The organism is Brachymonas moutaii (nom. illeg.) (assembly GCF_049977365.1).
Taxonomy (GTDB): Bacteria; Pseudomonadota; Gammaproteobacteria; order Burkholderiales; family Burkholderiaceae_C; genus Brachymonas.
In genome coordinates this window covers 142,226-155,153 of record NZ_JBNGEN010000002.1, presented here as the reverse complement: position 1 = coordinate 155,153, position 12,928 = coordinate 142,226, and the positions used below count along the sequence as shown (strand labels likewise).

Annotated in this window: 12 protein-coding genes; 6 read left to right on the top strand and 6 right to left on the bottom strand. The window is 64.8% G+C overall.

All coding sequences use genetic code 11. The features are described 5' to 3' along the window. Positions 1-23: 23 nt before the first annotated feature. A complete protein-coding gene (locus ACP2WS_RS04395) occupies positions 24-509 on the bottom strand; it encodes a YajQ family cyclic di-GMP-binding protein (RefSeq protein ID WP_374492351.1) in 486 nt (161 codons plus the stop codon). A gap of 162 nt (positions 510-671) precedes the next feature. Between ACP2WS_RS04395 and murB the strand changes: the two genes are divergently transcribed. After that, positions 672-1,736, top strand: coding sequence for a UDP-N-acetylmuramate dehydrogenase (murB, locus tag ACP2WS_RS04390; RefSeq protein ID WP_426459682.1), 1,065 nt, complete (start codon positions 672-674; stop codon positions 1,734-1,736). Between the two features lie 49 nt (positions 1,737-1,785). Here the strand turns inward: murB and ACP2WS_RS04385 are convergent, their stop codons facing one another. From ACP2WS_RS04385 to ACP2WS_RS04365, 5 genes are all read right to left on the bottom strand, one after another. Further along, positions 1,786-2,637, bottom strand: coding sequence for a DegV family protein (locus ACP2WS_RS04385; protein WP_426459681.1), 852 nt, complete (start codon positions 2,635-2,637; stop codon positions 1,786-1,788). 264 nt (positions 2,638-2,901) lie between these two features. Continuing rightward, positions 2,902-4,251, bottom strand: coding sequence for an argininosuccinate synthase (gene argG / locus ACP2WS_RS04380; RefSeq protein ID WP_426459680.1), 1,350 nt, complete (start codon positions 4,249-4,251; stop codon positions 2,902-2,904). Positions 4,252-4,307: 56 nt separating this feature from the next. Beyond that, positions 4,308-4,619, bottom strand: coding sequence for a pyrimidine/purine nucleoside phosphorylase (gene ppnP, locus ACP2WS_RS04375; RefSeq protein WP_374492344.1), 312 nt, complete (start codon positions 4,617-4,619; stop codon positions 4,308-4,310). Positions 4,620-4,752: 133 nt separating this feature from the next. Beyond that, a complete protein-coding gene (gene cls / locus ACP2WS_RS04370; protein WP_426459679.1) occupies positions 4,753-6,207 on the bottom strand; it encodes a cardiolipin synthase in 1,455 nt (484 codons plus the stop codon). Between the two features lie 99 nt (positions 6,208-6,306). Beyond that, on the bottom strand, positions 6,307-6,690 hold the full coding sequence (locus tag ACP2WS_RS04365) for an ArsC family reductase (RefSeq protein ID WP_426459677.1): 384 nt from the start codon (positions 6,688-6,690) through the stop codon (positions 6,307-6,309). Positions 6,691-6,806: 116 nt separating this feature from the next. Between ACP2WS_RS04365 and folC the strand changes: the two genes are divergently transcribed. From folC to ACP2WS_RS04340, 5 genes are all read left to right on the top strand, one after another. After that, the gene (gene folC, locus ACP2WS_RS04360; RefSeq protein ID WP_426459676.1) at positions 6,807-8,147 is read left to right on the top strand and encodes a bifunctional tetrahydrofolate synthase/dihydrofolate synthase; all 1,341 of its coding nucleotides are present in this window, start codon (positions 6,807-6,809) and stop codon (positions 8,145-8,147) included. A gap of 95 nt (positions 8,148-8,242) precedes the next feature. Next, the gene (locus ACP2WS_RS04355) at positions 8,243-9,271 is read left to right on the top strand and encodes an SPOR domain-containing protein (RefSeq protein WP_426459675.1); all 1,029 of its coding nucleotides are present in this window, start codon (positions 8,243-8,245) and stop codon (positions 9,269-9,271) included. 93 nt (positions 9,272-9,364) lie between these two features. Continuing rightward, the gene (locus ACP2WS_RS04350) at positions 9,365-9,934 is read left to right on the top strand and encodes a CvpA family protein (protein WP_426459673.1); all 570 of its coding nucleotides are present in this window, start codon (positions 9,365-9,367) and stop codon (positions 9,932-9,934) included. Positions 9,935-10,118: 184 nt separating this feature from the next. After that, positions 10,119-11,627, top strand: a complete 1,509-nt coding sequence (gene purF / locus ACP2WS_RS04345) for an amidophosphoribosyltransferase (protein ID WP_426459672.1) — start codon at positions 10,119-10,121, stop codon at positions 11,625-11,627. Positions 11,628-11,643: 16 nt separating this feature from the next. Next, complete coding sequence (locus tag ACP2WS_RS04340) at positions 11,644-12,921, top strand: O-succinylhomoserine sulfhydrylase (protein ID WP_426459670.1); 1,278 nt, start codon at positions 11,644-11,646, stop codon at positions 12,919-12,921. Positions 12,922-12,928 lie beyond the last annotated feature (7 nt).

Genomic DNA, 12,928 nt, shown 5'->3' with positions numbered 1-12,928 from the left:
AGCGGTGGAGCGGGAGCGAGGAATCAGTCGCGGAAATTGTCGAAGCTCAGGGGCATGTCGCTGATGTCCTTGCGGATCAGAGCCATGGCAGCCTGCAGGTCATCGCGCTTGGCGCCACTGACGCGCACGGTATCGCCCTGAATGGAGGCCTGGAGCTTCATCTTGCTGTCCTTGATGAGGCGCTGGATCTTCTTGGCCAGGTCGGATTCGATGCCGTTGCGCACCTTGACCACCTGCTTGACCTTGTCGCCGCCGACCTTCTGCACATCGCCGATGTCGAGAAAGCGCACATCCACCTGCCGCTTGGTGAGCTTGCTGCGCAGGATGTCGAGCACCTGCTGGAGCTGGAAGTCGGCATCGCCGTAGAGGGTGATGTCCTGTTCCTTGATCTCGATGGCGGCACTGGTGCCCTTGAAGTCGAAGCGGGTGCCGATTTCCTTGGCGCTGTTTTCCACGGCGTTGCGGACCTCGACGAGATTGGCTTCACAGACGGTATCGAAAGAAGGCATGGCAGAGTATTCCTTGCTGAAGGGGGAGGAAACAGCCCGTGCATCGGCCTGTGCAGAGGCTGCGGCAGCACATGGACTGCAATGCAGGGGCTTCCCCGGAGAGTGGGTGGAAAGAGGCGCGTGGAACGATTCCACGGCCCCTTGATGCGACAATTATCCCCCATGACTATCCTGCGCATCGAAGAAAACGCCCCCCTCGACTCCTGCAACACCTTTGGCATTGCCGCACGCGCCCAGCAGCTGCTGCGTGTGCACAGTGCAGCCCAGCTGCAGTCCCTGCATGAAAGCGCCGAGCTGCTGCAGCAGGGGTGGCTGGCCCTGGGCGGCGGCAGCAACACCATCTTTACCGGCGATGTGCGCCCTCTGGTGCTCAAGCTCGAAATTCCCGGACGCAGCCTGGTGGAGGAAACCGATCGGCACTGGATCGTGCAGGCCGGGGCGGGCGAGAACTGGCATGACTTCGTCGCGTGGACGCTGGATCAGGGCTATCCCGGACTGGAGAATCTGGCCTTGATTCCCGGGGTGGTGGGATCTTCGCCCGTACAGAACATCGGAGCCTACGGCATCGAGCTGCAGGATCGCTTCCATGCTCTCGACGCCGTTGACATCGAGACTGGGCGCACCTTTACGCTCGATGCTGCACAGTGCGGCTTTGGCTATCGGGATTCGGTGTTCAAGCATGCACCAGCCCGCAGGGGCGACCATGGGCTTGCCGGCAAGGCCGTCATCACGCAGGTGCGGTTTGCACTGCCCAAGCAATGGAAGCCGGAGCTGGGCTACCTCGACATCCAGCGCAAGATGGAGGAACTCGGCGTGACGCAGCCCACGGCGCGCCAGGTGTTCGACATGGTCGTGGCCATCCGCCGGGCCAAGCTGCCAGATCCGGCCGTGACCGGCAACGCAGGCAGCTTCTTCAAGAATCCGGTGGTGTCCACCGAGCTGTGCCGCGACATCATCGCCCGCGAACCCAATATCGTGCACTATCCCATGCCCGATGGCACCGTGAAGCTGGCTGCCGGCTGGCTCATCGACGCCTGCGGCTGGCGTGGCAAGAGCATGGGCAATGCCGGGGTGTACCCACGGCAGGCGCTGGTGCTGGTCAACCGCATGGGCGAAACCGGACAACGCGTCACGGGTGGCGAGGTGATGACTCTGGCACGAGCCATCCAGACCAGCGTGTACGAGCGCTTCGGCATCCGGCTCGAAACGGAACCGGTGGTGGTCTGACCCGGGCGGGGCGGGGCTCCGTGGCCGAAAGCGATGCTGCCTTTGGTCTTCAGGCCCGACGCACCACGACCACGCCTGCGCAATCGGGGCCCGTGTGCGCAGCGATCACGGGGGTGACGGCATACGTGGGGTGGCCGAACATCTGGTGCCGGTCGAGCAGCAGGCGCCCCAGGCTTGCGTTGGTGCTTTCCACACCGCCCTGCATGACATGGATGTCCACTGGCTTGCCCTGGGCAAACTCGTGCACGCCGTCGAGCATGCCTTCGAGCGCCCGGTCGGTGGTGCGGATTTTGGCGTAGGGGCGGATTTCGCCTTCGGTGATGTGCAGCACCGGCCGGATGCGCATGAAATTGGCCAGCATGCCCGATGCGGCAGAGACGCGACCCGTGCGCATCAGATAGTCGAGCTTGCCCACGGTCAGGAAGGTCATGGTGCGGGCGCGCAGGTCGGTGAGGTGGACCACGATGTCTGCCATGGAGGCACCCTGTTCGAGCAGGCGGTCGGCCTCGAGAGCCATGAGCGCTTCGGCGTGGGCGGCCATGCCGGTGTCGAAGAGGTGAATCTTCAGCTTGTGGGCATAGGCGTTGCGCAGCAGGTCGAGCTGTTCGTAGGTTCTGCTCAGGCGCGAGGAAAGGGTGAGCACCAGCACTTCCTCGTAGCCTTCGCGGATGAGGTCGCGGAAGAAGTTGGCGATCTCGATCTGACTGGGAGGAGCGGTTTCGGCCACCTGGCCCGGGGTGCGCAGCATCCAGTCGTGAAAGGCGCTGCCCTTGACTTCCAGCCCGTCGAGCAGCCGGCGGCCCTGAATGCGGAGCTGCAGACGCAGGATGCGGATGCGGTGCGGGATCTGGAGTTCGTCCAGACCGCCGGTCGATGTGGCGACGATCGCTCGTAAGGGCATGGGGCTGTTCCTTCGCTGGAGGCTGCGTGGGCATGAATCCTTCGCCGGGGCATGCACCATGCTGCCCGGCGGGTCGAGCGCGGCATCATACAAAAAGAAACGACCGTTCGTTGATTTGAGGACAAAAGGTAGGGGTATTCCCCTGCAGTCAATGCTTCCGGGCGCGTAACGTAAAAAAAACCGCCCAGGGTATGGGCGGCTTGGCAGGGGGCTGTCGGCACCGGGAGAGGGTGCGCCTCAGGGCGCACCCAGCGTGCCGGATGCTCAGGCGTCGTGCTTCTTGTCGGCTTCGAGCTTGAGCATGGCGGCGCCTTCTCCAAGCTGCAGCAGGCCGGCCTTGGCGTACACGCCGATCTTGCCGCGCGTGTCCACGATGTCGAGGTTGCGCATCGTGAGCTGGCCGATGCGGTCGGCAGGGCTGAACGGCGCGTTTTCCACCTTTTCCATGCTCAGGCGCTCGGGCGCATAGGTCAGGTTGGGGCTCTCGGTATTGAGGAGGGAGTAGTCGTTGCCACGGCGCAGTTCCAGCGTGACTTCTCCGGTGATGGCGCGGGCCACCCAGCGCTGGGCGGTTTCGCGCAGCATCAGGGCCTGGGGATCGAACCAGCGGCCCTGGTAGAGCAGGCGGCCAAGGCGCAGGCCGTTGATGCGGTACTGTTCGATGGTGTCCTCGTTGTGGATGCCGGTGACCAGGCGTTCGTAGGCCGTCCAGAGCAGGGCCATGCCGGGAGCTTCGTAGATGCCGCGGCTCTTGGCTTCGATGATGCGGTTCTCGATCTGGTCGCTCATGCCCAGTCCATGGCGACCGCCGATGCGGTTGGCTTCGAGGAACAGTTCGACGAGGTCGGAGAATTCGCGGCCGTTGAGTGCCACGGGCACCCCTTCCTCGAAGCGCACGCGCACTTCCTCGGGGCGGACTTCGACCTCGGGCTTCCAGAAGGCCACGCCCATGATGGGGTTGACGATGCGGATGCCACTGTCGAGGTGTTCCAGATCCTTGGCCTCGTGGGTGGCACCGAGCATGTTGCTGTCGGTGCTGTAGGCCTTCTCGGTGCTCATCTTGTAGTCGAAGCCGTTCTGGATCAGGAACTCGCTCATTTCCTTGCGGCCGCCGAGCTCGTCGATGAACTGCTGGTCGAGCCAAGGCTTGTAGATCTTGAGCTGCGGGTTGGTGAGCAGGCCATAGCGGTAGAAGCGCTCGATGTCGTTGCCCTTGAAGGTGGAGCCATCTCCCCAGATGTTGACGTTGTCTTCCTTCATGGCCGCCACCAGCATGGTGCCGGTCACGGCCCGGCCAAGCGGGGTGGTGTTGAAGTAGTGGATGCCACCGGAGCTGATGTGGAAGGCGCCGCACTGGATGGCTGCAATGCCCTCGTGGGCGAGCTGGGCGCGGCAGTCGATCAGGCGGGCCTGCTCGGCGCCGTATTGCTCGGCCTTGCGCGGGATGGCGTCATAGTCGGATTCGTCGGGCTGTCCGAGGTTGGCGGTGTAGGCGTAGGGGATGGCGCCCTTCTGGCGCATCCACAGCAGGGCGGCAGAGGTGTCGAGGCCGCCCGAGAAGGCGATGCCGACCTTCTGGCCGGCGGGAATGGATTGCAGGATGGTGTTGGACATGGCGTGATTCGTCTGGAGAGGAAAGGGGCCGAGGCAGGATGCCGGACGCGCTTCGATCAGGCGTAGCGGCAGACGTAGTGGTAGGGCTCGGTGACCCGGATGTCGAAGCTGCTGTGGGCCGGAATGCTGAACGATTCACCGGCGCGGCTCGTCTTCCACTCGTCGGTGCCTGCCAGGCGGTATTCGCAGGAGCCTGCCACGCATTCCATGACTTCGGAGGCGCCGGTGTTGAAGGTCAGCGAGGCGGGCAGGATCACGCCTGCGCTCTGCTGGGAGCCGTCGGGCAGCGTGAAGCTGTGGGAAATGCACTTGCCGTCGAAATACACATTGGCCTGCGGTTGGAGGGTGACGTTGGCGATGGGGCTCATGAGACAGTAAAAAAGAAGACATGCCGCCCGAGAGGCGGCAGGACGGAGAGGCAATACACGCACGGCCGGGCCGCGCGCCCTTGAACATTCGATTCTACGAGCTTGCAGCCCGTATCGCACCGCACGCGCCGTGTCACAGCAGCGGCGAGAGCAGGCGGGCCACGGCCACGGGAAGCTGTCGGAACCAGGGCTCGGCAGCTTCCTCGCCGCTGATCGGGCGGCAGCGTGCCAGATCGCGTGTGAACATCCGGGCCAGCTGCCCGTTGAGCGATTCGCTGTAGAGCGCCAGGGCGATCTCGAAGTTCAGCAGCAGGCTGCGATTGTCGAAATTGGCCGATCCGACCATGGCATACCCCCGATCCACCACGAGCGTCTTGGCGTGCAGCATCCGGCCCTGGTATTCGAAGATGTGCACGCCTGCCTCCAGCAGCGAAGGGTAGTACGAGCGGGCGGCCGCAGTGACGAGGTGCGAGTCGCTGTGGCGCGGCACCATGATGCGGACCTCGACCCCCCGCCGGGCAGCGTTGATGAGCGCGAACCAGGCCGGTTCGGTCGGCACAAAGTAGGGGGTGGTCAGCAGGATGCGGTGCTGCGCGATGCTGATGGCATGCACCATGCTGTGGTGAATGGCCTGGCCCTCGCTGTCCGGCCCTGAGGTTGCCACATGCACGGCGTGGGGCCCCGGGGCGTGCAGGGGCACGATGTGGGGCGCGAATTCATGCCGGCCGGTGGCATAGATCCAGTCCTGCAGGAACGTGTACTGCAGCCAGCGCACGGCGGCACCTTCCAGCCGCACATGGGTATCCCGGTAGGCCGAATTGGGAAAGAGGCGGTCGTCCTCTTCGTCCGTGACATTGATGCCGCCGGTGAAGCCGACGCGCCCATCACAGATCACGAGCTTGCGGTGGGTGCGCAGATTGACCAGAGGCAGCAGGCCATAGAGGCGAGTCGGGTGGAATACCCCGAACTCGACTCCGGCATCGGCCAGCATGCGCCGCAGGGCCAGGCCCTGGCGCAGCAGCAGATTGGCTGAGCCGACGCCATCGACCAGCAGCCGCACGTTCACTCCCTGCCGGGCTTTGTGGCACAGCGCCGAGGCCAGCTTCAGTCCCGCATGATCGGGCTCGAAGATGTAGTACTCCAGGTGGATGTGGCTTTCGGACCGGGACACCGCCTCCACGATGGCGTCGAGCGTGGCCGCGCCCCCGTCCAGCAGATCGACACGCTCGCAGCTCGACAGCGGAATGCCGCAGCAGTGCTCGATCAGGGCACTGTGCTGCATGGCCCAGGCAGGGGGGCTGGCGTCGCGCGCGTACAGCGCTTCCAGGTCGTTGCTGGCTGCCAGCAGGGCCTGGCTCTTCATGCGGCGCAGCTTCTGGCGCTTGACCCGCTGGGGACCGACGAAGTGGTAGAGCACGAGTCCCACCGGGGGAATCAGGCACAGCGCCATGATCCAGGCCAGCGTGGCCGCCGGAGAGCGCCGCTGCCAGACAATGCGTCCGGCCAGATAGATGCCCGTGGCCAGCCACACCCACCCCAGCAGGCTGTGCCAGTGCAGGGCCAGCAGGGTGCTCAGAAATTCGCGCATGTCCTGGCCTCCTTCACAGGGGAGGAGGGAGACATCGCGCAAGCCGCAGGCCAGGCCCTGTCCTTCTCCGGTATCCGATGCGGCAGGCCGGAGAGCATGTCAGGCCCGATCCCGAAGGGATGCATGGGCGCCCTGGAACAGCTCGGGGGTGAACCCCACCGTGAGCGTGCCCTGCCAGTCCACCACGGGGCGCTTGATGAGGGTCGGGTGGCGAAGCATCAGGGCGGCAGCCGATGCAGCATCGTGCACGGTGTCGCGTTCGCTGGCCTCCAGGGCGCGCCAGGTGGTTCCGCGGCGGTTGAGCAGGGCTTCCCAGCCCAGCGCCGCACACCAGTGGAGCAGGGTATCCAAGGAGACGCCCTGCTTTCGGAGATCATGGAAGAGGCAGGGCACATTTCGCTGCGAGAGCCACGCACGCGCCTTGCGTACCGTGTCGCAGTTCGCAATGCCATACAGGGTGATGGGAGGCTGATCGGGATTCATAGGCCTTCATTATCCGTGCCTCACGTGCATCGTGACATGTCCCCAGGCATGCAGGGCAGAGGGTGTCGGACTCCTCTGTCGCCCGCCGTGGGCCAAGTCTGGGACAATAGCGCGCCATGCAGACCTATTCCACCCTCGCGCAGTGGCTGGACCATTGCGAAAAACTCCATCCCAAGACCATCGACATGGGCCTCGACCGCCTTCGGGCCGTGGCGGCCCGCATGCACGGCGGTGCCGGCGTGCGCTTTGACTGCCCGGTGTTTACTGTGGCGGGCACCAACGGCAAGGGTTCCACCTGCGCCATGCTCGAATGCATCCTGCGGCAGTCCGGGTACCACACCGGGCTCTTCACCTCCCCGCACCTCGTGCAGTTCACCGAGCGCTGCCGCATCGACAACCAGGACATCGATGAAGCCGTCCTGTGCCGGCACTTCGCCGCAGTGGAGGAAGCGCGGGGCGACATCACGCTCACGTATTTCGAATTCACCACGCTGGCCATCCTGGATGCCCTGGCGTCGGCCCATCTGGATGCCGTGGTGCTGGAAGTCGGGCTGGGCGGGCGGCTCGATGCCGTCAACCTCATCGACACGGATTGCGCCGTGCTCACCAGCATCGACATCGACCATGTCGAATTCCTGGGCCCCACCCGCGAAGCCATCGGGTTCGAAAAGGCCGGCATCATGCGCCCCGGACGTCCCGCCATCGTCAGCGATCCCGTGCCTCCTGCATCGGTCATCGCACACGCGCAGGAAATCGGGGCCGATCTGTGGCTGGTCGGGCGAGACTTCAACACCGCAGGCGACAAGCAGCAGTGGAACTGGGCCGGGCGTGGGCGCCGCTACAGCGGTCTGGCCTATCCGGCCCTGCGGGGAGCCAATCAGCTGGTGAATGCCGCCGGAGTGCTGGCTGCACTCACGGCGCTGCGCGATCGTCTGCCCGTGACCGCCCAGGCCATCCGCCTGGGTCTTGCATTCGTGGAGCTGCCGGGGCGCTTCCAGATGATTCCCGGTCAGCCGACCCTCATTCTCGACGTGGCCCACAACCCCCATGCCGTGGCGGCCCTGGTGGCCAACCTCGACACCATGCCCTATGCGCCCGTCACCCACGCCGTGTTCGGCGCCATGGCTGACAAGGATGTGGAGAACATCCTCCACCGCATGTATCCGATCGTGGACAAGTGGTATTTCACCGACCTTCCCACCCCCCGCGCGGCCACTGCACAGGCCCTCATGGACATGTGGGAGACGGAGCAGAAGCAGGGGAGCGAATCGCGTGTCCTGCCCGCCGAGGCACACATGTTTACCGGTGCCCGGGAGGCCCTCCATGCAGCGCTTGCGGCAGCAGGGGAGACTGATAGAATCGTGGTTTTCGGGTCGTTCGTCACCGTGGGCGAAGTGCTCCAGGAGCCGCTTCCGAGGCTCAATGCACCGCATCTCTCCAGCCCCGCAGGGGCCTGAGCGTGACCATCCTTCTGGCCTGATCGGCCTCCTGCACATGCACAGGGGAGCCGTCCAGATCAGGAAGATATCGGCCCGTAGCATCTGTGAGACGCATGGCTTTTTTCAAGAACCGATCTTCTGCGGCATCCGAATCCGCCTCTTCCGGCAAGGCGGAAGAGGCCTCCCGGGTGGAAGTGCCCGTGCAGTCTGCGGATGACCTGCGTCGCCGGGCACGCCATCGCCTGATCGGTTCTGCCATTCTGGTGGTTGCTGCCGTCATCGTGCTGCCGCTCGTGCTCGACTCTTCCCCACGCACCGTCAGTCCCGGCATTCCCATTTCGCTCGGTGGCAAGACGGACACCCCGGCAGCGCCCGTACCCGCCGCCAGTGGCATGGTCGAGACGAGCCGCAGTCTCGCCGCCAACGAGCAGGTGGTAGAGGCAAGTCCTGCCGCTTCGGCAGCGTCGGCTGCCTCCGAACCCGATGCCGCGTCCGAACCCGCCGCTTCGGCTGCAGCCCTCCCGCCCGTGGCCGCAGCCTCCAGAGCTCCGCATGCGGCAGCCCCGCATCATGGCCTGGCTGCCCTGCCTGCAGCAGGGCTTCATGCGCCGCCCACCCGGCAGGCGCAGGCTCCCGTGGTCCGAGCCGATGACGAAGTCACTGCCTCCAGACTTCAGGCCGATGCGGAGCGCAAGGCGCGGCTCGAACGGCAGGCACGTGAACAGGCCCAGCAGCACCGCCAGCTGCTGGAACGCCAGAAGCAGGAAAAAGCCGCCAAGGCAGCCAAGGCCCGTGCCGATGCCGAGCGCAGGACCCGCCAGCAGCAGCTCCAGGCCCAGAAGGCCAGGGCCGCATCCGAGGCCGCCCAGGCCCATGCATCCGAGAAGGCCGCCTACAGCAAGTTTCCAGAGAAAGGCCGATTCGTGGTCCAGGTAGGCGCCTATGTCGAGCCCGGCCGCATCGCCAGCGTGCGCAACCGGCTCAGTGCCGCCGGTCTGTCCAACTACACCCAGGTCGTCAAGGTCAATGGCAAGGATGTGACCCGCGTGCGCATGGGCCCCTTCGGCTCGCGGCAGCAGATGGAGCATGTGGCTGCCAAGGTTCGCGCCCTGGGGCTGCCGGTATCCATGTACAGCTACTGAGCGTCTGGCCCCGCGCCCCCGTGTGGCTCGGCATTTCCTGGCTGTCTTTTCCCTTCCGTTCCTCGTTTCCTTCGCTCTCAGGTTCTTTCCTCTATGTCTGGCGCATACGCATTCTGGCAACATCTGGGCACATGGGATGCCATCTGCCTGGTGGTGGTCGTATGCTCCGCCATGCTCGGTTTGTGGCGTGGACTGGTGCACGAAGTCATGTCCCTGGCGGGATGGGTGCTGGCCTTTCTGGCCGCGAACTGGAGCGCCGAAATGGTGCGCATGTGGCTTCCCGAAGTCTGGCTCAGCCACTGGAGCCCGGAAGCCGGCTGGCTGCTCGCCTTTGCGCTTGTGTTCATGATCGTCATGCTCGGCATGGCCTTCTTGTCGAGCTTCCTGGGGTCTCTGTTGAAAAGCGTGGGAATGGGCGCAATTGACAAGGTCCTGGGTGGGGGCTTTGGGCTGATCCGTGGAGTGGTCCTGTTGTGGATCGTGACAATTGCGGTGCTGCTCACTCCCCTCCATACCAGCATGTGGTGGCAGCGGTCCCTGGCCTCTGTGTGGCTCACCGGTTCCCTCCATCAGGTGGCACCCTGGCTGCCCGTGTCCTTCGAGGGATGGGTGCCACCGGCAGTGGGCGGCAGTCGGCCACGGCCCTACGAGCGGGGTGCCTGACGGAGTGGCATGGCCTGCGGCGGGACAACAAGGAAGACATGATTTTTTCGATCTGATGTGGAAGGGTATCCGGCCAGCGCGCACGACGCGTGAAGCTCCGGGACATCCGTTCGGCGCATGGTGCGGCGCACGGGTATTCCACATCATCAACCAGCGACCGATCCGGTTGTGAAGGAAATGTGATATGTGCGGAATCGTGGGCATGGTGCACCCGTCGGCGGTAAACCAGTTGATTTATGACGCGCTGCTGCTCCTGCAGCACCGGGGGCAGGATGCCGCCGGCATTGCGACCCAGATGGATCGCAAGTTCTTCATGTACAAGGCCAAGGGCATGGTGCGTGACGTGTTTCGCACGCGCAACATGCGGGCCCTGCCGGGGAACTGTGGACTGGGCCAGGTTCGTTATCCCACGGCCGGCAACGCCTTCAGCGAGGAAGAGGCGCAGCCCTTCTACGTCAATGCCCCCTTCGGCATCGTGATGGCCCACAACGGCAACCTCACCAATGCCCATGCGCTGCGCACCGAGCTCTTCACGCTCGATCACCGCCATACCAACACCGAGAGCGATTCCGAGGTGCTGCTCAACGTGTTCGCGCACGAGATCCAGATGGCCAGCGGCAGCCGCCCGCTCACCAACGCCATCGTCTTCCAGGCCATCCGTGCCGTGCATCGTCGCCTCAAGGGCTCCTACGCCGTGATCGCCATGATCGCCGGCTTCGGTCTTGTCGCCTTCCGCGACCCCTATGGCATCCGCCCGCTGTGCCTGGGCAAGTCCTCCGACGGCACGGCCATGGCTGCCAGCGAGTCGGTGGCCCTTGAGGGTCTGGGCGTGCCCTTTTACCGCTATGTCGAGCCGGGCGAGGCCGCCATCATCAATCTCCAGGGCGACATCGAGATGCAGCAGTGTGCCGAGCATGCCGTGCTCAATCCCTGTCTGTTCGAGTTCGTCTACCTGGCACGGCCCGATTCCGAGCTCGATGGCGTGTCTGTCTACCGCGCACGTCTCAAGATGGGCGAGGCCCTGGCCAAGCGGGTCATCTCCATGGTGCCTCCTTCCGAGATCGATGCCGTCATTCCCATTCCCGAATCCAGCCGTCCCAGCGCCATGCAGCTTGCGCACGTGCTCGGCATTCCCTACCGCGAGGGCTTCGTCAAGAACCGCTATGTCGGCCGCACCTTCATCATGCCCGGGCAGTCCGTGCGCAAGAAGTCCGTGCGCCAGAAGCTCAACGTCGTCGGCAGCGAGTTCAAGGACCGCAACGTGCTGCTCGTGGACGACTCCATCGTGCGTGGCACCACGTCGCGTGAAATCGTCCAGATGGCCCGCGATGCAGGCGCCCGCAAGGTCTACCTGGCCAGTGCTGCGCCGCCGGTGCGCTACCCCAATGTGTACGGCATCGACATGCCTACCCAGCAGGAGCTGGTCGCCTACAACCGCACGGTCGAGGAAGTGCGCGAAATCATCGGCTGCGATGCCCTGATCTATCAGGACCTGGGCGCGCTCAAGACTGCCATTCACGACCTGAACCCGGCCATCCGCAACATGGATGCTTCCTGCTTCGACGGCGTGTATGTCACGGGCGACATCAGCGACACCGACATCACCCGCATGCAGGACGAGCGTCCCAAATCGTCCGAGGACAGCGAAAACACCTCCCGCCTCGCCCTCCCGAATGCCGAGGCACAGGTGTGATACCTTCGATCCGATCATGACTTCCTCCACAAGCGCAGCCGACGCGTCCGACATCCACGCCCTTTCGGACGAACCCACTTCCCCCTCCAACCCACACGGCTGGCACACCGAGACCCTGGCGGTACGGCAGGCCGTCCCGCGCAGCCAGTACGGCGAACACAGCGAGGCGCTCTACCTCACCAGCAGCTTCGTGCAGCCCGATGCCGAAACGGCGGCGCACAACTTCGCCCATCCGGGCGATGGCTACACCTATACCCGGACCGGCAATCCGACCGTGACCAGCTTCGAGCAGCGCCTCGCCGCGCTTGAAGGGGCCGAGGCAGCCATTGCCACGTCGAGCGGCATGGCCGCCGTGCTGCTGCTCGCCCTTGGCCTGCTCAAGGCCGGTGACCATGTCATCTGTTCCCAGTCCATGTTCGGTTCCACCATCAAGCTCATGGGTGCCGAAATGGGACGCTTCGGGGTGGAAACCACCTTCGTTCCCCAGACCGACGTGGAGGCATGGCGTGCTGCCGTGCGCCCCCACACCCGGTTGCTGTTTGCCGAAACTCCCACCAATCCGCTCACCGATCTGTGCGACATCCGTGCCCTTGCCGATGTGGCCCACGCGGCAGGTGCGCTGCTGGCCGTGGACAACTGCTTTGCAACTCCTGTGCTGCAGCAGCCGCTCTCCCTGGGTGCCGACGTGGTGGTGCATTCCGGCACCAAGTCGCTCGACGGACAGGGGCGGGTCATGGCAGGCGCCCTGTGTGCCAGCCATGCGCTCATCGATACCCATTTCGCGCCGCTCATCCGTTCGGCCGGCATGGTGCTGTCCCCGTTCAATGCCTGGGTCGTCCTCAAGGGGCTGGAAACCCTTTCGCTGCGCGTGCGCGCCGAATGCGCCAGTGCCCTGGAGCTGGCACGCTGGCTCGAACAGCAGCCGCAGGTCGAGCATGTCTTCTATCCTGGTCTGCCGTCCCACGCGCAACATGCGCTCGCCATGCAGCAGCAGAACGGCCTCGGCGGCAGCGTGCTGTCCTTCACCGTCAAGTCGTCTTCCCCCGAAGAAGGGCGACGCAACGCCTTTCATGTCATCGACCAGACCCAGCTGTGCAGCATCACCGCCAATCTGGGCGATACCAAGACCACCATCACCCATCCGGCCAGCACCTCGCACGGCCGGCTGACCGAAGAGCAGCGCCAGTCTGCCGGCGTCGTGCAGGGACTCATCCGCGTGGCGGTGGGGCTCGAACATGTCGACGACCTCAAGGCCGACCTTGCCCGGGGCCTCTCCACACTGGCACTGGCCTGAATTTCTG